At 62.7% G+C, this 18,402-nt stretch carries 16 protein-coding genes, 2 tRNA genes and 2 riboswitches; of the genes, 8 read left to right on the top strand and 10 right to left on the bottom strand.

The window, feature by feature from the left end:
• Positions 1-28: 28 nt before the first annotated feature.
• The 8 genes from R9B85_RS22020 to nhaR all read right to left on the bottom strand — a co-directional run bounded on the left by R9B85_RS22020 (position 29) and on the right by nhaR (position 9,897).
• Positions 29-508 (bottom strand): hypothetical protein, encoded by a 480-nt coding sequence (locus R9B85_RS22020; RefSeq protein ID WP_313853909.1) that lies wholly within the window; start codon positions 506-508, stop codon positions 29-31.
• 140 nt (positions 509-648) lie between these two features.
• Positions 649-1,989 (bottom strand): OprD family porin, encoded by a 1,341-nt coding sequence (locus R9B85_RS22025; protein ID WP_423770560.1) that lies wholly within the window; start codon positions 1,987-1,989, stop codon positions 649-651.
• A 16-nt stretch (positions 1,990-2,005) separates the two neighbouring features.
• Entirely contained in the window at positions 2,006-2,794 is a 789-nt protein-coding gene (locus R9B85_RS22030) for an ABC transporter ATP-binding protein (protein ID WP_112252403.1), read from the bottom strand.
• Positions 2,791-3,807, bottom strand: a complete 1,017-nt coding sequence (locus R9B85_RS22035; RefSeq protein ID WP_423770561.1) for a FecCD family ABC transporter permease — start codon at positions 3,805-3,807, stop codon at positions 2,791-2,793. The genes R9B85_RS22030 and R9B85_RS22035 overlap by 4 nt, the downstream gene beginning before the upstream one ends.
• On the bottom strand, positions 3,807-4,817 hold the full coding sequence (locus R9B85_RS22040) for an ABC transporter substrate-binding protein (protein WP_215521195.1): 1,011 nt from the start codon (positions 4,815-4,817) through the stop codon (positions 3,807-3,809). The genes R9B85_RS22035 and R9B85_RS22040 overlap by 1 nt, the downstream gene beginning before the upstream one ends.
• Before the next feature lie 111 nt (positions 4,818-4,928).
• Positions 4,929-5,126: riboswitch (cobalamin riboswitch) on the bottom strand.
• 28 nt (positions 5,127-5,154) lie between these two features.
• Entirely contained in the window at positions 5,155-6,321 is a 1,167-nt protein-coding gene (locus R9B85_RS22045) for a DUF1624 domain-containing protein (protein ID WP_423770562.1), read from the bottom strand.
• Positions 6,322-6,524: 203 nt separating this feature from the next.
• Entirely contained in the window at positions 6,525-8,651 is a 2,127-nt protein-coding gene (locus tag R9B85_RS22050) for a TonB-dependent receptor (RefSeq protein WP_423770563.1), read from the bottom strand.
• 109 nt (positions 8,652-8,760) lie between these two features.
• A riboswitch (cobalamin riboswitch) is annotated at positions 8,761-8,969 on the bottom strand.
• A 34-nt stretch (positions 8,970-9,003) separates the two neighbouring features.
• Complete coding sequence (gene nhaR / locus R9B85_RS22055) at positions 9,004-9,897, bottom strand: transcriptional activator NhaR (protein ID WP_252378868.1); 894 nt, start codon at positions 9,895-9,897, stop codon at positions 9,004-9,006.
• 133 nt (positions 9,898-10,030) lie between these two features.
• Between nhaR and R9B85_RS22060 the strand changes: the two genes are divergently transcribed.
• Positions 10,031-10,270 (top strand): hypothetical protein, encoded by a 240-nt coding sequence (locus R9B85_RS22060; RefSeq protein WP_112252409.1) that lies wholly within the window; start codon positions 10,031-10,033, stop codon positions 10,268-10,270.
• Between the two features lie 29 nt (positions 10,271-10,299).
• Positions 10,300-11,052, top strand: coding sequence for a TerC family protein (locus R9B85_RS22065; RefSeq protein ID WP_112252410.1), 753 nt, complete (start codon positions 10,300-10,302; stop codon positions 11,050-11,052).
• 132 nt (positions 11,053-11,184) lie between these two features.
• Here the strand turns inward: R9B85_RS22065 and R9B85_RS22070 are convergent, their stop codons facing one another.
• Positions 11,185-11,358, bottom strand: a complete 174-nt coding sequence (locus tag R9B85_RS22070; RefSeq protein WP_181457341.1) for a hypothetical protein — start codon at positions 11,356-11,358, stop codon at positions 11,185-11,187.
• A 222-nt stretch (positions 11,359-11,580) separates the two neighbouring features.
• On the opposite strand from R9B85_RS22070, the gene R9B85_RS22075 reads away from it, so the two are divergent.
• Positions 11,581-12,258, top strand: a complete 678-nt coding sequence (locus R9B85_RS22075; protein ID WP_112252411.1) for a peptidase C39 family protein — start codon at positions 11,581-11,583, stop codon at positions 12,256-12,258.
• Positions 12,259-12,379: 121 nt separating this feature from the next.
• Here R9B85_RS22075 and R9B85_RS22080 read toward each other — a convergent pair whose 3' ends face one another.
• Complete coding sequence (locus R9B85_RS22080) at positions 12,380-13,663, bottom strand: NAD(P)/FAD-dependent oxidoreductase (protein WP_112252412.1); 1,284 nt, start codon at positions 13,661-13,663, stop codon at positions 12,380-12,382.
• Between the two features lie 202 nt (positions 13,664-13,865).
• Between R9B85_RS22080 and R9B85_RS22085 the strand changes: the two genes are divergently transcribed.
• The 5 genes from R9B85_RS22085 (at position 13,866) to R9B85_RS22105 (ending at position 18,324) form a co-directional block, all read left to right on the top strand.
• Positions 13,866-13,942, top strand: a tRNA-Val gene (locus R9B85_RS22085).
• A gap of 261 nt (positions 13,943-14,203) precedes the next feature.
• Positions 14,204-14,280: transfer RNA gene (locus tag R9B85_RS22090), tRNA-Val, on the top strand.
• 168 nt (positions 14,281-14,448) lie between these two features.
• Positions 14,449-15,819: an oligosaccharide flippase family protein gene (locus R9B85_RS22095; RefSeq protein WP_112252413.1), complete on the top strand. Its 1,371-nt coding sequence runs from the start codon at positions 14,449-14,451 to the stop codon at positions 15,817-15,819.
• A 214-nt stretch (positions 15,820-16,033) separates the two neighbouring features.
• Entirely contained in the window at positions 16,034-17,176 is a 1,143-nt protein-coding gene (locus tag R9B85_RS22100; RefSeq protein WP_252378869.1) for a hypothetical protein, read from the top strand.
• A 32-nt stretch (positions 17,177-17,208) separates the two neighbouring features.
• The gene (locus tag R9B85_RS22105) at positions 17,209-18,324 is read left to right on the top strand and encodes a glycosyltransferase family 61 protein (protein WP_112252415.1); all 1,116 of its coding nucleotides are present in this window, start codon (positions 17,209-17,211) and stop codon (positions 18,322-18,324) included.
• Positions 18,325-18,402 lie beyond the last annotated feature (78 nt).

Genomic DNA, 18,402 nt, shown 5'->3' on the forward strand with positions numbered 1-18,402 from the left:
GCCTTGTGAGCGCAGTGGGGAACCGCGTTCAGGAGCCCGCGTCTTCCAGCGCGTCCAGCTCGTCTTCAACCTGTTGCATGCGCTGCTCGGCCAGGGCCTGCACCTTCGCGTCGCGGGCCGATTCGCGCATCAGGGCGGTGAGCTTCTCGCTCAGGCGCTTGCCTGCCTCGGTGTCTTCCAGGGCGCGAGCCTTGGCCGGGTCCTGGGTGGCCTCGACGATGGTGGCGAACTCGGCATCGCTGAAGTTCTTTTCGCTGTACAGGCGGAACAGGTCCTGGCGCTGGTCCTCGACCGTCAGGTGCTTGCGCAGCACGCCCTGGATCGTCGCCTGCGACAGCTGCGGGTGCGTGCGGCCGAGCAGCGCGGCCATGCGCTCGATGTTGTGCGTGTAGGCATCCTGCAGCGGCAGTTGGGACAGGATCTGTTCTTCGCGGGAGGGTTTCTGATCGCAGGCGGTGAGGGCTGCAGCCAGCAGCAGGGGTAACAGCAACTTCTGGAGGCGAGGCATGGCGTGGCCTGGTTGGGCAGTGGGTGCTGGCGATTATACGGCAGTTGGGTTGCCTGATGGATTTTGGGGGCCGCTGTGCGGCCTTGTGTCGCGAAAGGGGCGCGCAGCTGCCCCAGAATTTTTTCAGGTCACGCGAAACATCAGAACCCACCCCCCAAGGGCCATTCCACCGCCAACCGTATCTGGTCCCCATCCAGCTCCGCCTGCGCCGTATTGCCCCGATGCACGTTATGCCGCAACGAAAACACGGTGCCCCTGGCCTTGCCACCCTGCACCACATACCGTGCCTCGAGGTCGCGCTCCCAATGCTTGCCCCCCTTGCCATACCCCAGGTACGCGTAGCCGCCCGCAGGGTCGACATGGGTGCCGTCGATATCGAACCCGCGCACGTACAACGCCGTCAGGTTCAACCCCGGTACGCCGTAGGCGCCCATGTTCAGGTCATAGCGCGCCTGCCACGACTTCTCGTTCGGTGCGTTGAAGTCCGACATCTGCACCGCGTTGGCAATGAAGATCGCCCCTCGCGTCACGTAGTCGAACGGCGTGTTGCCGTCCACCTGCTGCCAGCCCAGGCTGAAACCGTGCGGCCCGTGGTCGTAACGCGAGACCAGGCTCCAGGTGGTGTTGTCGATGCGCCCGGACAGCGCTTTGCCGGTGTCGGTGGTGCGGTACAGGTTGAGGTCGAGGGTGAGGCTGCGGCGCTCATCGAGTGCATGGCTTAGGGTGCTGCCCAGGTAATGCTGGTTCCAGCTGTCCTGGTAGCGTGAGGTGTACAGGCTGCCGCTGAAGGCGGCGCCGGGGTTCCACACCACGCCGGCCAGGTCGAAGCTGTTGCCCTGGCGGCCATTGGAGTAGTTCACCACGAAGCCCTGGTCATGGCTGGAAGCGTTGCGGTCGGCGCTCTCGTTGAAGTGCCCGGCAACCAGCCTGAGGTTGTCGAACTCGGTGCTGTCAAGGAAGAACCCGGTTGCGGTCTCGGGCAGCAGGCGGCTGTCGGAGGAGCTGAACACCGGGGTCTTGACCCGTTGCTCACCGTAGGACAGCACGGTATCGGACATGCGCAGTTTCACTGCCGCGCCGGCACGGCTGTATTCGTTTTTCGGGTGCCCCTCGTTATCCACCCCGAGCAAGCGTGCCTTGCCCACGCGCCCGCCGCCGCTGTCGAGTTGCACACCCAGGTAGGCGTGGGCGTCGACCCCGACACCGATCAGCCCCTGGGTGAAACCGGACCGGAAGGTACCCATAAGGCCATAGGCCCATTCCTCGGCCTTGCCGCTGCGTTCATTGCGCGGCTTGTAAGCGTTGCGCCCGGCACTGTTGCGCCCGCCATGCTTGTAGTCGCGTTGGTCGAATACGCTGCGGTTGAGCAGGCTCCAGCGGCCATCTTCGACAAAACCGTTGCTTTGCGACTGGGCGGAGTCGGCCAGCGCTGGGGGCGCGAGCAGGGCGCTGGCAAGCAGCAGGGCGACAGGGCGCGGCATGGGCAGAACTTCCTGTTCAGGGGGCGCGAAAACGCAGGATGCGCGCGCCGTCGAAGGGGTCGATGAGGTAGTGGGCGTGCACGCCGAAGGTGTTCAGCAGGCGCTCGGGGGTGAGCACCTCGAGCGGTTTGCCCAAGGCGACCAGGCGGCCCTTGTCGAGCACCGCCACGCGGTCGCAGGTGAGCGCCTGGTTGAGGTCGTGCAGGGCCACCAGGCTGGTCACCGGCAGGGCCTGCACCTGTTGCAACAGGCTCAGCTGGTGCTGGATATCCAGGTGGTTGGTCGGCTCGTCCAGCAGCAGCACCTGCGGCCGCTGTGCCAGGGCACGGGCGATGTGCACGCGCTGGCGCTCGCCACCGGACAGCGACCCCCACAGGCGTGCGCGCAGGTGCAGGGCATCGAGGTCGGCCAGGGCCTGCTCGACGATTGCGTGGTCTTCCCGGGAGAATGGCGCCAGCGCCGACAGCCAGGGTGTGCGGCCCAGGGCAACGGCGTCGAACACGCTGATCGCATCGAGGGTGTCGGCCTGCTGTTCGACCAGCGCCAGGGCCTGGGCGACACGGCGGCGGGGCAACCGTGCCAGCGGTTCGCCCTGCAACTGCACGCTGCCGCTGCCTGGCTTGCGCAGCCCGGCCAGCACTTTCAGCAGCGAGGATTTGCCCGAGCCGTTGGGGCCGACGATGCCCAGGGTTTCACCGGCGACAACGCTCAGCTCGATAGCGCTGAGCACGGTGTTGCCGGCCAGTTGCAGCCCCAGGTCGTGGCAACTCAAGGGGGCCATCCGTACCGCCGTCATGACCGTCATGGGTGCCCCCGGCGGCTGACCAGGATCAGCGCGAAGACCGGTGCGCCAAGCAGCGCGGTGACCACGCCAACGGGGATCACCTGGCCAGGGATCAAGGTGCGCGACAGGATGTCGGCGGCAATCAGGAACAGGGCCCCGCCCAGTGCGCTGGCGGGCAGCAGGCGGCTGTGCCCGGGGCCGAGCAGCAGGCGCAGGGCATGGGGGATCACCAGCCCGACAAAACCGATGGCGCCGACGACGGACACCATCACGGCGGTCACCAGTGCCGCGCAGCTGATCAGCAGCAACTGGGTACGCCGCACCGGGATGCCCAGCGACGCCGCCGAGTCGGCACCGAAGGTGAAGGCATCCAGGGCACGGCGATGCCACAGGCACACCAACAGCCCGAACAGTACAACTGGCACGGCCAGCCACACCGAAGGCCAACGTACGCCACTGAGGTTGCCCAGCAGCCAGAACAGGATGCCGCGCGCCTGCTCGGCAGTAGCCGACATGGTGATGAGGAAGGCGGTAAGGGCGTTGAACAGTTGCGAGCCGGCGATCCCGGCAAGGATCACCTGGGCGTTGTTGTTGCTGGGGCCGGCTGCCCTGGACAGCACCAGTACCAGAGCGAACGCTGCCAGGGCGCCGATGAAGGCGCCGCCGGACATGCTCAGCGCCAGGCTGCCGAAGCCCAGCAGGCCGACCAGCACCGCACCGGTCGAGGCGCCTGCAGACAACCCCAGCAGGTAAGGCTCGGCCAACGGATTGCGCAACAGTGCCTGCAGGATCACGCCGCAGGTGGCAAGGCCTGCGCCGCAGGCCGCAGCGACCAGGGTGCGGGGCAGGCGGTAGTTCCAGACGATGCCGGCGTCGATCAGGTCGACCGGATAGCCGGCCTGCCACAGGTGGTTGGCCAGCACCTGGCCGACCACGCCGGGCGCCAGGTTGGTTTCACCGATGGCAGTGCCGGCCAGCAGGGCTGCCAACAGGGCGGCCAGGGCAACGGCGATGCAGGGTAGCAGGCGCATCATCATTGGGCTGCTTTGCCGCTGGCGAAGGCGGCGGCCAGCGTCTGCACGCCGCTGAACAAGCGAATGCCGGCCTGCATGGCGTCGGCGTCGAGGATGACGATGCGATCGTGCTTCACCGCGTCCATGTTGCGCGTTACCGGGTCGCTACGCAGGAATGCCAGCTTCTTCTGGTAGTCATCGGCGGGGTAGCGGCGGCGGTCCATGCGGGCAATGATCAGCCACGAGGGGTTGGCCTTGGCCAGGGTTTCCCAGCCTACGGTCGGCCACTCTTCGCTGGACTCGACCACGTTGCGCACGCCGAGGGTACGCAGCATGAAGTCGGCGACCCCCTGGCGGCCCGCCACGTAGGGGTCGATGTGCAGGTCGGCGCTGGAGAACCAGAACAGCGCCGAGGTGGCGGACAGGTCCTTGCCGGCCAGTTGCGCCCTGGCACTGTCCAGGCGGCCTTGGAGCTCGGCATTCAGGGCCGAGCCACGGTCCTGCACGTCGAAGATTGCCGCCAGCTGGCTGACGCTCTTGTAGATGGTGTCGACCTGGAACGCCTGCAGGCGGGTGCCATCGGCGCCCACCAGGTTGTCCTTGCCTTCGCAGTCTGACGGCAGCAGGTAGGTGGGGATGCCCAGTTCATCGAACTGCTCGCGGGTGCCGACCACGCCCTGGGCACCGACCATCCATTCGAACTGCACTGTCACCAGTTGCGGGCGCTTGCCCACTACCGCCTCGAAGCTGGGCTCGTTGTCGGCCAGGCGCGGCACCTTGGCGTTCTGCACCTGGTACTCGGGCAGCACGTTGTTGAACCACAGCGAGGTGGCAGCCAGTTTGTCGCCCAGCCCCAGCGCGTAGAGCAGCTCGGTACTGGCCTGGCCAATGGTGACCGTGCGTTGCGGCGCCTGGGCGAAGGTTTGCGGCTTGCCGCAGTTGTCCAGCGTCAGCGGGTAATGGGTGGCAGCAGCCTGGGCCAGGCCGGTGAGGCCCAGGCCGGCGAGCAGGGTGGCAAAACGGGGCAGCATGCTGGGCGATCTCCTATCGGACAGTTCGGGTGAGGAACGCACGGACAGGCATCGCCGAGCCCCCGCTGGCCGAAGGGGCAACACTGATGGCCAATCCCGGACACCCCGCCGGTTGGTGAATGTAGGCCGGCAGGTCTCCTGACTGGTGCGTCATCGCCTGGCTCCGGCCTTCCCGGGTTCGTGGCCCAGTGGCATCGATGGAGCAGGCTCGGCACCTACAGTTGCGGGGGCAGTTCCGTTTGGCCCGAATTGGCGGGCCTGGGATTCCCTATTGTTTCCGTGGTGGAAACCGGCGGCCGGCATGGTAGACCATCGTGCCGCCGGGTGAAAACGCTTTTCAGAAGTACTTCAGCCAGGTGATGTCGCGCCGCCGCGCCTTCAGGCGGGCGAACCAGCGCACCGGCAGGTACAGCGAAACCGCGAGCAGCACTGCCGCCAGCCACACCGCGGCAATGCCGTCGAAGCCGAAGTAGTCACCATGGTTGCGGCCGAACAGCGCCAGGCTGGCCAGATACAGCAGCTTCAGCACATACAGGTGCAGCAGGTAGAAGAACATCGGTGCCGCACCGAACACCGCCAGGGCACTGATCCAGCGGGCCTGGCCGGCACGTTCGAAGGCGCGCAGCAACATCAGGCCACAGCCCAGGGTCAGCGCCAGGAACAGCAGCGACGGCGGGTACTTGGTGATGTTCAAGAAGCTCATCAGGGTTTGCGTGACGCTCGGGTAAGTGCTCCACGGCGCCTCGCCGTAGCCGTTGACCAGGCGCAGCACGACAAAGCCCAGCAGCGCGATCAGCCCGGCCAGCAGCAGGCGATGCTGGCGTTGGCCGGCCTCGCTGCCACGGGCGAACCAGGGGCCCAGGCCGTAGCCTAGGGCGATGACGCCGATCCACGGCAGTACCGGGTAGGAGGTGCGCAGGCGCAGGCTTTCGGAGAACTCCAGCCAGCCCCGGTCATGCAGGATTGCCCACGGCACATGCAGGGCGGATTCGGCGCCAAAGTGCAGGCCATCGAGCAGGTTGTGGCCGGCGATGATGATTGCGCCCAGGGCGATCAGGGCGGCACGTGGCAGCCACACCAGCAGCGACAGGGCGATCATGCTCACGCCGATGGCCCAGATCACTTGCAGGTAGATGACGCTGGGTGGCAGCTGGAAGGTCCACGCGAAGTTGACCAGGGTGAATTCCAGCGCCACCAGGAACAGCCCGCGCTTGAACAGGAACGCCGCGACATCGCTGCGGCCCTGGTGTTTCTCGCCGTACAGCCAGGCCGACAGGCCGGTCAGCATGACGAACACCGGCGCGCACAGGTGGGCCAGGGTGCGGCTGAAGAACAGCGACGGCTCGGTGGCGTCGATGGCCATAGGGTCGCTGACCTGGCGGTGCAGAAAGAAGGTTTCACGGACGTGGTCCAGGAGCATGAACAGGATCACCAGGCCGCGCAGGGCATCGATGCTCTGCAGGCGCTGGGTGAGCAGGGTGGGGGTGGCGCTGGCGCTTGTCATGGGAGGTCGCTGTTAGGAATCGATGTCAACTGAAACGTTATCTTATAACTAAATTATCCCGGAGAGGTAGATGTTTTTGTGCTGCCTGTGCCGGCCTCTTCGCGGGTAAACCCGCTCCCACAGGTACGTCACCGTATTCGAATTCTGTGATATCCCTGTGGGAGCGGGTTCACCCGCGAAGAGGCCGGTGCAGGCAGTTCAGATCAGAAGCTGTAATCCACCGTCGCAAAGTACGACCGTGGCATCCCCATCAGCCACTGCTGCCCACTGAACGCCGACTGCACATACTCACGGTCGAACAGGTTGTTCAACTGCAACCCCAGCCGCACGTCCGGCAACACCTGCCAGCCGATGTTGGCATCGACCACGGTGTAGCCGGGGGCGCTCTGGGTGTTGGCGGTGTTGGCATAGCGCTCATCCACATAACGCGCGCCTATGCCGGCCTCCAGCCACTGGCCGAAGCCTTTGCTCAGCCACAGGTTGGCGGTACGCCGCGGCACATTTGGCGGGCGATTGCCCGCACGGTCCTGAGCCACGCCGCCGACCATTTCCTCGAAGTCGTCATACCTGGCGCGCACGATCGCCGCGTTTGCCGATACCTGCCACTGGTGCGCCAGCGCCAGTTCCAGGGTTGCCTCCAGGCCGTCGGAGGTCTGCTGGCCAGCCTGTTGCTTCTCGTGGGTGAGCGGGTCATCCACCAGCAGCTTCTTCTTGACGATGTGGTAGGCCGCCAATGTCCATTCGCCACGCCCCTCCCAGAAGCGCTGCTTGAGGCCCACCTCGGTCTGCCTGGCCTCGGTCAGGTCGTAGTGCATCTGGTTGGCACTGAGGCTGATGAGGTTGTCGACCCCGTCCTCGCTGGTGGAGTACTGGCCATACAGCGACAGGTCTTCGCTGACCGCAAACACCAGCCCTGCGCGCCAGTTGCCCCCTCGCAGGCTACGGTCGCTGTGGCTGTCGGTGGTCAGCCTCTCCTGGACGATGTGGTTCTGGTCGCGGCGTACACCGGTGACCAGTGACAGGCGATCGCTCAACTGCAGACGGTTTTCGGCGAACAGGGCAAAGGTGTGGGTGCTGGACAGGGTTTGCGGGCGCAGTGGCGAGGCGCTGTGGAACCAACCTGGTTGCGGTTGCCACGGGTCGACGTAGTCGCCGCCCACATCGTTGTAGGGCGCGTTGCTGTCGACGTTGAAGCGGACCTTGTTGTACTCGGCGCCGACCACGGTCTTGCTGGCCAGACCGAACAGTGTGTGGTCGAGGGTGAAGGCCTGGCGATCGCCGAACTGTTCCTGGTTGTGCTTGATCTGCAGGTAGCTGCCACGCAGCAGTTGCTGGCGCCCTGCATCCCAGCTGTAGTCCTCGGCATTGCGCCAGTGACGGCGGCTCTTGATGTAGTACAGCTGGTTGCTGGCGCTGAGGTGGTCGTTCAACGTCCAGTCGGTGTTCAGGCGGGTCCATTCATCGACGTAATGCTGCACGTCGTTCTGCACGTTGTAGTTCTTGTCGCGCAGGCTGCTGCGGTAGCGGCCGTCGATCAGCGGGGTGCCGTAATAGTTGGCAGGCTGCGCATCGCCACGGTCGTGGGCGAGGGTGAAGCTGAGGTCGTCGCTGGCATCGAAGCGCAGTGCGGCGCTCAACGCCAGGCTGCGCGACGGCGTGCGGTCGACCCAGCCGTTACCGGCTTGCTGGTTCAGGGCCAGGCGGTAGCTCAGGCGCTCGCCAAGGCTGCCGCCGCTGTCCAGGCCGAGCTGCTGGCGGTCCCACGAACCGTAGCCCAGGCGCAGGTGGTTGCGCACCTCGCCGGCAAACGGCTTTTTCGGGACCACGTTGACCACCGCACCGGTGGCCCCTTCGCCATACAGCACCGAGGCCGGGCCGCGAATCACATCGATGCGCTCGACCATCCACGGGTCGATCGGGAACGTCTGGGTGCCGGCACCAGTGTACAGGCGTGCGCCGTCGAACAAGGTCATCACCGAGTTGTGCCCGGTAAAGCCGCGGGCGGACAGGCCCGTGCCGCCGTCGCCCGGGGAGCCGATGTAGCTGATGCCCGGTGAGCGGGTCACCGCGTCCTGCACGGTGAGGTTGTTGCGCTGCTGGATCTCCTCGGCGCTGATGCTACTGGTGCTGGCCGGTGTCTCCAGGGCGCTCAGGCCCAGGCGCGAGCCAGCCTGGGTCGGGGTGGCCAGGTCGATGGCGTGGCTGTCGAAGGTGTCGGTGATGGCCGTTGAGGGCAGGGCCAATGGTTGTCGGTCGAGGTCATCGGCCAGGGCCGGCAGGGAAACGGCCAGGCAGGCCGCCAGGGGGTGAAGCTTGAAGATACGGGACATGTCGTTCCACTACTGCAGGAATGAATGGATCCCGGTGGAAAACACGCAAAGGCACACCGTGCACGCAGGCGCGCGCACCGATACCGGCCTGCGCCCGCCCACCGCGGGTTGCCAAGTGAAGCTCCAGGCCGGTCTCCGGGCTTGCGAGGGGCATGAAACCTTCACCTTCCCATGCAGGTGCACAGTGGTATCTCGAAGGGTTCGCTCGCTTACCGTTGCGGGGGCAGCGCCGGACTTGTCGTGGGGTAACACGACGCACCGGCTTCCCGTTTCACCCTGCGCGCGGCGGCGCAGGGCACCTGAAACTGGCAGGCATATGACCATTGAAATGCGGGGGCGTCAAATCTGCCCTCTACCAATGAAACAACTCCCGTCGCGCCCCCTCGGTAATCGCCACGATCCCCGGGTGCTTGACCTTGCGTTCTACCGAAATGGCATAGAACGACTCGTGCACCGCGTCGGTCTGCCCGATCAGCTCCACGCCGTACTGGCGGCACACTTCCTCGGCGATCACGCTGGGCGCTACGAAGATGCCGCTGCCCGACTGCCCGAATGCCTGCATCAAGGCACTGTCATCGAACTCGCCCACGATCCGTGGCTGCACCTGCTGTTCACCCAGCCAGCGCAGCAGGCGGCTGCGTACCACGGTTTCCTGCCCGGGGATAAGCAATGGCGCATCCTGCAGGCAGGCGGGGAAGGGGCCTTCCAGGCGTTGTGCCAGCGCCAGGGTGGCGAAGAAGCTCAACCCGCATTCCCCCAGTTTCTGGCTATAACCTTTGATGTCCAGGTGGCTGGGCATGGGGCTGTCGGAAATCACCAGGTCCAGGCGCTGGATCGCCAGGTCGGCCAGCAGCCGTTCGAGCTTGTCTTCGCGGCAGTTGATGCGCAGCACCTCGTCCAGCTCCATGGTCGGTGCCAGCAGGCGGTAGACGATGGACTTGGGCACCACGTCCGCCACACCCACGCGGAACAGGATCTGTTCCTGCGGACCGGCCCGCAGCATGGCCTCCAGCTCGCTACCCAGCTGGAACATCTGCTCGGCATAGATCAGCGTCTGGCGCCCTGTTTCGGTCAGCTCCAGCTGGCGCCCCACGCGCTGGAACAACTCCAGGCCGTAGGTCTGTTCGAACAGGCTGATCTGCCCGCTGATGGTTTGCGGGGTGAGGTTCAACTGTTCGCTGGCGCGGGCGATGCTGCCGGTCTTGGCCACGGCCCAGAAGTAGTGCAACTGCCGATAGTTGAGCATCGGTATGTTTCCGGATTCGTAAAACCCGAAGTATAACCGCTGAAAAAACGAATTTTCCTGATGTATTACGCTCTTTAGAATGCGGCTCCATCAGGCGCCGTGCGCGCCGCCGGAATATGAAAGCGAGGAACCCATGCTGCAACTCAAATCCATCGGCACGCCGCTGGTGCTGGCCTTGGCCCTGTTCACCCTGGCCGGTTGCGAGCAGGCCGAGAAATCCGCCCAGCAGATGCTCGACCAGGCCGCACAGTCGGCCAAGCAGGCCATCGACGACACCAACAAGGCTGCACAGCAGGCGTTGAGCGAGGCCATCGGCAACGAAGGGCACAAGCCCAAGGACGCCGACAAGAAAGAAGACACCCAGGAAATCTGACCCCCAACCGCTGCTGCAGGATTTGAACAATGGAATATTTGCTGGAACTCGTCGCTAGCCCTACCGCCTGGGTTGCCTTGGCTACGCTGGTGGCCATGGAAGTCGTACTGGGCATCGACAACCTGATCTTCATCTCCATCCTGACCAACAAGCTGCCGCTGGAGTATCGCTCCAAGGCGCGCCGTATCGGTATCAGCATGGCCTTGGTCATGCGCCTGGCCTTGCTCAGCACGGTGGCCTGGATCGTCCAGCTGACCGACCCGGTGTTCGAGGTGTTCGGCAATGCCTTCTCCTGGAAGGACGTGATCCTGATTGCCGGTGGCCTGTTCCTGCTGTGGAAGGCGACCAAGGAAATCCACGAGAACGTCGACCCGCACGGTGCCAAGGAAGAAGCCAAGGTATCGTCGACGGTTACCCTGGGCTTTGCTGCGGCGATCTTCCAGATCCTGTTGCTGGACATCGTGTTCTCGGTTGACAGCATCATCACCGCCGTGGGCATGACCGAGCACCTGCCGATCATGATCATCGCCGTTATCACTGCCGTGATCGTCATGATGGTGGCCGCCGACCCGTTGGCCAACTTCATCAACGACAACCCGACCGTGGTGATGCTGGCCCTGGGCTTCCTGATCATGATCGGCATGACGCTGATCGCCGAAGGTTTTGGCGCCCATGTACCGAAGGGTTATGTGTACGCAGCCATGGCCTTCTCGACGGCGATCGAGATCCTCAACATCCTCGCCCGTCGGGCGCGCTTGAAGCGTGAGGCGGCAGAGGGTTGATGTAAAAAAGCGGGGCGCTTGCGCCCCGTTCGCGGGTGAACCCGCTCCCACAGATAACTCGCCGCTTCTGAAAGCAGTGGAGGATCTTGTGGGAGCGGGTTCACCCGCGAATGGGCCTCGAAACTTCTGAAATCAGTGCACCCCGGCATGCCGCCGCGCCCGGCGCACAGGCTGTGGCTTGGCGGGGGCCTGCGGTGGCAGGTGGTGGGAATGACGCCGCACGATACGCAGTACGCCCCACAGCATGGCGGCTGCAACGCTCAGCCACATGCCCACCAGCATGAGGATTGCCATGGTCAGGCTCATTTGTGCCTCCATCTCTATGGGCCGCGCTCGGTCGCCGACGCTGGCCCTCCAGACACTGCTTTAGTCTAGCCCTTCGCCTGTGACGTTCCATTGACCAAAGGTCTATCGCTTGGTCCGATTTGGCACTAGCCGGTGTCGGACTATACCCGCGCCGCTGTCCGACCTATGATCGTTGGCCAGAGCCGGGCGCTGCCTGCCTGGCGTTGAAGCAAGCGAGTGTCCATGCAGCAACTTTCCTTCAAGACCATCCCTCGTCGGCTGCTGGCTGCCTGCCTGGTAGCGGCCAGCCTGGCCGGTTGTGCCGGCGCCCCCTCCGCCAACCTCAAAGGCCTGCCACAGCGGGTCGAGATCAGCAGCGTACCGTTCTACCGTGGCAACGCCAACCACAGCGGGGCCATGGCATTGGCGGCGGTGCTGTCGCAACAGGGGGCTCCGATCACGCCGGGGCTGCTGGACAAGCCGCTGAACCTGCCCCAGGGCGCCGAGGTGCTGGACACGGGCATCCCCCGGGTAGCGCGCGACTACGGCATGGTGGTGTATCCGCTGGACAAGCAACTGGACGCGCTGTTGACCCAGGTGGCGGCGGGCAACCCAGTACTGCTGCGTTACGAGGATGGTTCGGCCTGGTGGAGCGAGCCACGCTATGCCGTGCTGATCGGCTACGACCGCTACAAGCAGCGGGTGCTGTTGCGCTCGGGCATGCACCGGCGGCAGCTGATGGCGTTCGATGACTTTGCCTCGGCGTGGGCGAAGCTTGGGAGTTGGGCGGTGCTGGTGCAGCCACCGCGGCAACTGCCGGCCCAGGTGGACCGCCAGCGCTGGTTGCAGGCTGCGGATGAACTGGCCCGGGCGGGGCAGGAGATTGCGGCCAGGCAGGCTGTGAGTAGCCTGAACAAGTAGCTTCTGCCTGTTCAAGCCCTTTCGCGGGCATGCCCGCTCCCACAGGTACTGCACAATATTCAAATCCTGTGCTGTACCTGTGGGAGCGGGTTCACCCGCGAAGAGGCCAAGCCTGCTTACATCAGAAGCCCAGGCGATCACGCAGGCTGTAGTACCAGGCGCCAAGGGCGCTGAACGGCACGCGCAGCATCTGGCCACCCGGGAACGGGTAGTGCGGCAGGCCGGCGAAGGCGTCGAAACGCTCGGCCTGGCCACGCATGGCCTCGGCCAGCACCTTGCCCGCCAGGTGGGTGTAGGTCACGCCGTGACCCGAGCAGCCCTGGGAGTAGTAGATGTTGTCGCCGATACGGCCAACCTGTGGCAGACGCGACAAGGTCAGCAGGAAGTTGCCGGTCCAGGCGTAGTCGATCTTCACGTTCTTCAGCTGCGGGAAAGCCTTGAGCATCTTCGGACGGATGATCGCCTCGATGTTGGCCGGATCACGCGCGCCGTACACCACGCCGCCACCGAAGATCAGGCGCTTGTCGCTGGTCAGGCGGTAGTAGTCGAGCAGGTAGTTGCAGTCTTCGACGCAGTAGTCCTGCGGCAGCAAGGTGCGCGCCAGTTCGTCGCCCAGCGGCTCGGTGGTGATCACCTGGGTGCCGCATGGCATGGACTTGCTGGCCAGCTCCGGCACCAGATTGCCCAGGTAAGCGTTGCCGGCAACGATGATGAACTTGGCGCGGACCTTGCCCTGCGGGGTATGCACCACCGGGTTGGCGCCACGCTCGATGCGTACGGCCGGGGTTTGCTCATAGATGATGCCGCCCAGCGACTCGACCGCGGCGGCTTCGCCCAGGGCCAGGTTCAGCGGGTGGATGTGGCCGCCGCTCATGTCCAGCATGCCGCCCACATAGTTGTCGCAGGCGACCACTTCGCGGATGCGCTTCTGGTCCATCAGCTCCAGCTGGTTGTGGCCGAAGCGTTCCCACAGGCGCTTTTGCGACTCCAGGTGGCCCATCTGCTTGCTGGTGAGGGCAGCGAACACGCCACCGTCCTTCAGGTCGCACTGGATGTTGTACTTGGCCACGCGCTCACGAATGATGCGCCCACCTTCGAAGGCCATATGGCCCAGCAGCTGGGCCTGCTTGGGGCCGACGGTGCGTTCGATGACGTCGATATCGCGGCTGTAGCTGTTGACGATCTGGCCACCGTTGCGGCCCGATGCGCCGAAGCCGACCTTGGCCGCTTCGACGATGCTCACCTTGAAGCCGTTCTCCAGCAGGAACAGGGCGCTGGACAGGCCGGTGTAACCGGCGCCGATGATGCACACATCGGTTTCCACCTCACCCTGCAGCGCCGGACGTGGCGGCACCGGGTTGGCCGAGGCGGCGTAGTAGGACTGGGGGTAGGGGGTGTTAGCCATGCTGCAGGAACCTCGTGTTTTATATTTTTAACGAATGTACCGATGCTATCAATAATAATAAACACCCGCTAGTCGTCCGGTGAAAATCCTTTACTCGGTCCTGCCAGCGCGCCTTTCTATAAAGAGTTTAAGATTCAGTAGGTTAGCGCGAAAAAAAGTGTTGACACGGTTTTTGGAATGAGTAGAATGCGCACCACACGACAGGCACATAGCTCAGTTGGTTAGAGCACCACCTTGACATGGTGGGGGTCGTTGGTTCGAGTCCAATTGTGCCTACCAAATCGAAGAAGGGGTGATCCGCAAGGGTCATCCCTTTTTTCATTGCCCGATTTTGTAGGTAGTCGTTGAATTGTAGGGGCAGCCTTGTGCTGCGCAGACGCCAGTCCTGCCGCCGGTATTGAGTCGCCCATGCCGGTCCTTTCGCAGCACGAGGCTGCTCCTACAACAAGCGCGATGCGTTCGGTTTCGAAAGTTTTTGATTTTTCTGAAAAAAACGCTTTACAGCTACGCTTTCGATCACTAATATGCGCCCCACACGACAGGCACATAGCTCAGTTGGTTAGAGCACCACCTTGACATGGTGGGGGTCGTTGGTTCGAGTCCAATTGTGCCTACCAAATAAAAGTCCCGGTTTCCGGGCATCAAAAGGGCGACCCCAAGGGGTCGCCCTTTTGTTTTTGTTGTGCCCGGCGGAGGGCGATTTCACGCGCTACAGCCTGCTCGGATAGTCCCATGGCGAATTGTGACTATAGTGAGTCTCTAGCGATGGGTTCAGAGATGCGGCTATGCCTTCGATAGATGTGTCGCTTCCGTTGAGCCTGCGCAAACGGGCCATGTGGGCCAGTGCGTTGAACCTTGTCGCTGTCTTTGCTTCCCAGGTCATGCGCCTGGGCGGCAATCTGGTTATTACCCGCTTGCTCGTGCCGGAAATGTTCGGCGTGATGGCCATTGCGACCACTGTATCCGTGCTGCTGCAAATGCTTTCCGATGTCGGGCTGCGGCCGAACGTCATTCAGAGTTCGCGCGGCGACGAACCGCTGTTTCTCGATACCGTGTGGACTGTGCAAGTCATCCGTGGGTTTGTGCTGTTCCTTCTCACGTTGCTGTTGGCCCTGGGGGCACAATTCACGCAACACATCGAGCTGTGGCCGGCCCATTCCACCTACGCCGCTCCAGAGCTACCGATGGTACTGGCTTTGTCTGGGGTCGCCGCAATCATCTATGGCTTCCAGTCGCCCAAGGTCGATGTGGCCATCCGTGTCTTCCAGCAGAAGAAGGTGGTGATCGCCGAGCTGATTGCGCAGTTTGTCGGTTTGATAGCCATGCTCGTGGCAGGCTATCTCACCCGCTCCATCTGGTCATTGGTGGCCGCAGGCCTGCTGAGCACACTGGTTTTCACCGTACTCAGTCACCTGATCTTCCAGGGGCCGCGCAACCGCCTGCGATTGGAACCGGCTGCGCTGCGCGAGGTGTTCGATTACGGACGCTGGATATTGTTGTCGTCCTCCGTAGGGGTCCTGGCAATGCAGGGTGACCGGATCTGGTTCGGCGGTAGTATGTCGGTCGCGGAACTAGGGGTCTATTCCATCGCTGTCGCCATCCTCGGGGCCATTCAGTCGGTCCTGCTGCGGCTGGCGGGGGCAGTTGCCCTGCCGGCCTTCAGTGAGGCGACGAGAAGTGGCGACAAAGAGCGGGTGCGCAGCCTTTACTACCGCTCCAGGGCGCTGTTCGACCTGACCTCGCTGTTTGCTTGCGGTTTTTTGCTGACTGCCAGCCCACTGATGATCAGTTGGCTTTACGACGACCGTTATGCCGGCGCCGGCAATACCATGGCCATTCTCTCGCTCTCGCTTTTCACCTTGCGCTTCACGCTGGCACACCAGCTCTGGTTGGCCCTGGGGCTGACCAAATACGTGGCGATGGACAACATCATCCGGGTCGTTTCGCTGTTTATCCTGCTGCCGGTCCTCATGGCCATCGGTGGCGTGACCTATGCCATCTGGGGTGTGGCGCTGCATACCTTCTTCACGCTTTTCCTGATTTTTCCGGTCAACCGCAAGCTGGGCCTGCTGGACCTGAAGCGCGAGCTTGTAGTGCTGCCCGCCCTGCTGATCGGCGTCCTTTTCGGTGAAATGATTACCAGCCTGTTCACCTGATTGGGCCGTGAAGATGTTCCACAAGAAAAAATGGCGCCATAAAACATACTGTTTTCACTGGCTAACCATTGAATATTCAATGATTAAGCGTGTTTGACAGATCTTTTTCGCGGATCTTTAATATTTTTGTATCTGGCAGCCTATGGCGTTTAAGTGCCAAAGGTGATTGGGTGTTTATTTGACAGCATATAACCTGTTATCCGGGTAAACTAAAATGAGAGAGCACATACGAAAGCTCATAACGCCGTCGATGCGCTTCGAAATAAGAAAGCTCTTGATTTGGACCCAGGATATAATGGGGCGCGCGTGTTTGTGGCGCTGGGAAATCGCCAGGTTCCGGCTACAGAAAAGTAACGACTACGAGGTCTTGTATGTCGGGCGAAAGAGCCGCAGGGAAATGGCCAGGCTGCTCATCGGCGGTAAGCCCGAGGTCGACACCCAGCCTGGCGATGGCCCGCAACAATCTGGCGCCGCGTCCCATAGGTTGTTAATCAGCGAGATGCCCAGTGCAGGGGCCCTGTACGTGCCCCATTACCTGAGTGCCATCATCCCCCTGGGGCGTCCGCTGGAGGAGATCATCGCCCGCTACGACGGTGAACTACGCCGCAGTATTCGCAAGTGCCGGCCGCTGTACCGTATGCAGCAGGTGCTGACGGACGAGGCGATTGGCAAGGCCGACCGGGAAATGTTGCAGCCTTATGCTCAGGCGCGGCATGGCCTGTATGCCAAACAATTCGACTCGCAGGAAGTGGTGCGCATCGCCCAGACCGTTGGCCGACTCGACCTGATAATGAAAGGCGACGAGGTTGTCGCCTGTCATTTCGGTTGTGTAATAACCCGGGCCGGCAAGCGCTATTGGAGCACGCTTCGCTTTGGCTACCCGGAGGCTGTCTTCAGCGACCCCAAACGACTGCGCGAGGTCAACTCCATCACTACTTTCATGGCCCTGGAGTGGGCCATCGAGCAGGGTTTCGATTATTACGATATCGGCCAATGCCTGGCACGTCCGGACGATGGGCTTTTGAAATGGAAGCGCCGGCGCGGCGGTGATGTGGATACCTTGGGCAACCAGGCCTATATGTTCGTCCGGCTACCCAAGACCGGCATCGCCAAGTTCCTCTGGGAGTTCCCGTTATTCGCCGTCGAGGACAGCAAGCTCACACTGCATCTGGGGCTGCCGGATGGGCCAAGTGACCAGGAAGTTGTCGACCGCTATCGTGAAATGGTCTTCGGTGGTTTGTTCAAGATATACATTTACTGTGCGAAAGCGCCTGGTGAACTATTGCTGGAGAACTTGCGAGATCGGTATGCCCACTTCCAGTCTCCCCCCATTCTGGAAAGAGTAGCGTCCAACTGAGCGTGAAAGATTGCCTTCAATGAGAGTGCTGCATGATGAACGATATTTCGAATGTAGAGACGAAGGGATCGGACCGTAAAAGCTGGAGCTTGGCCGCATACACGTACCTGGCAAGAAAGCGGTTGGTACGAAAGCCGTCGGAGAACCTCAAGAGCCTTGCAGTCAAGACCTGGGATATCGCGCCGGCCGAGGTCACCCCGGCGCCTCCCGCTTTCTTCCTGCCGAATCAGTTGGAGCGAGTGACCGGCTGGGAAGCAAAACGTTTCTTTCCCTTCGAGCATCCGCGGCGAACCATGGAGGGGTTGGGCAGCGTCGAACAGGCTCCTACCAGGGGCTATCTGATCAAGGATGTCATTCTGATCGATGGTGCTCTGTACAAGAACAATGCCAGCTTCTGGCTGTCTGACCGACCCAACGGGTTGCCACGGGTTGTCGTGGAGCAAGAGGTCGAGCGTGGGGCCGCTTATTGTTCACGTTACGGCAACCGTTGGTTTGGAACATGGCTGGCCGAGGATTGCGTCACCTATGCTTTGGCCCGTAACGAAGGGGTGCCGGTGACCACGGCGCCTTCGGGCAGGTTCCCGCTTTTTTCCCAGGCTCCGCAGTACGAAGAATGGCTTTGCATGCATCCGCTGCGGCTGCGCACTGCCTTTTTTCGAGAGTTGGTGCTGTTCGATGACTTCAGCCACAACACAAACCAGTCCGAGCGATTCCGCGCCATGGGCCAGAAGTTGTTGTCGCGGGTGAATTACCAGCCCCACCCGGGGGTTTTCATCCTGCGGGGCTGTGACGGAGATCCGCGCCTGCTGCACAACGAACTGGAAATTGCCGAGCATCTGCATAAACATCGCGGCTTTCGCATCCTTAATCCTTTGAAGTGCGACCTGGCAACCATCGTGCAAACTTGTGCCGGGGCGAGGGTAGTGGCGGGCGTCGAGGGCAGCCAGCTGATCCACGGTATCAATGTGCTATCGCCCGGCGCTTCGGTGCTGACACTGCAGCCACCTGATCGCTTTGTCTGCTTCTACAAGTACCTGACTGATCGCGATCAACAGCATTTCGGCTTTGTCGTCGGGATACCCAATGGCATCGGCTTCCGTATCGACCTCGATGAACTCGAACGGACCTTGGATCTGCTGCCGTCATGACGAGGCGTGGCATGCCATGACTGCCTGAGGTGCAGGGCCACTGGTCGCACGGTGTAACGTATGTTCGCGGTCCTCGCC

It is taken from the genome of Pseudomonas sp. NLJ1 (assembly GCF_049486705.1).
Classification (GTDB): Bacteria; Pseudomonadota; Gammaproteobacteria; order Pseudomonadales; family Pseudomonadaceae; genus Aquipseudomonas; species Aquipseudomonas inefficax.

Coding starts and splice junctions, on each gene's coding strand:
- R9B85_RS22020 (WP_313853909.1), bottom strand. CDS start 508: ATGCCTCGCCTCCAGAAGTTGCTGTTACCCCTGCTGCTGGCTGCAGCC.
- R9B85_RS22025 (WP_423770560.1), bottom strand. CDS start 1,989: ATGCCGCGCCCTGTCGCCCTGCTGCTTGCCAGCGCCCTGCTCGCGCCC.
- R9B85_RS22030 (WP_112252403.1), bottom strand. CDS start 2,794: ATGACGGTCATGACGGCGGTACGGATGGCCCCCTTGAGTTGCCACGAC.
- R9B85_RS22035 (WP_423770561.1), bottom strand. CDS start 3,807: ATGATGCGCCTGCTACCCTGCATCGCCGTTGCCCTGGCCGCCCTGTTG.
- R9B85_RS22040 (WP_215521195.1), bottom strand. CDS start 4,817: ATGCTGCCCCGTTTTGCCACCCTGCTCGCCGGCCTGGGCCTCACCGGC.
- R9B85_RS22045 (WP_423770562.1), bottom strand. CDS start 6,321: ATGACAAGCGCCAGCGCCACCCCCACCCTGCTCACCCAGCGCCTGCAG.
- R9B85_RS22050 (WP_423770563.1), bottom strand. CDS start 8,651: ATGTCCCGTATCTTCAAGCTTCACCCCCTGGCGGCCTGCCTGGCCGTT.
- nhaR (WP_252378868.1), bottom strand. CDS start 9,897: ATGCTCAACTATCGGCAGTTGCACTACTTCTGGGCCGTGGCCAAGACC.
- R9B85_RS22060 (WP_112252409.1), top strand. CDS start 10,031: ATGCTGCAACTCAAATCCATCGGCACGCCGCTGGTGCTGGCCTTGGCC.
- R9B85_RS22065 (WP_112252410.1), top strand. CDS start 10,300: ATGGAATATTTGCTGGAACTCGTCGCTAGCCCTACCGCCTGGGTTGCC.
- R9B85_RS22070 (WP_181457341.1), bottom strand. CDS start 11,358: ATGAGCCTGACCATGGCAATCCTCATGCTGGTGGGCATGTGGCTGAGC.
- R9B85_RS22075 (WP_112252411.1), top strand. CDS start 11,581: ATGCAGCAACTTTCCTTCAAGACCATCCCTCGTCGGCTGCTGGCTGCC.
- R9B85_RS22080 (WP_112252412.1), bottom strand. CDS start 13,663: ATGGCTAACACCCCCTACCCCCAGTCCTACTACGCCGCCTCGGCCAAC.
- R9B85_RS22095 (WP_112252413.1), top strand. CDS start 14,449: ATGCCTTCGATAGATGTGTCGCTTCCGTTGAGCCTGCGCAAACGGGCC.
- R9B85_RS22100 (WP_252378869.1), top strand. CDS start 16,034: ATGAGAGAGCACATACGAAAGCTCATAACGCCGTCGATGCGCTTCGAA.
- R9B85_RS22105 (WP_112252415.1), top strand. CDS start 17,209: ATGATGAACGATATTTCGAATGTAGAGACGAAGGGATCGGACCGTAAA.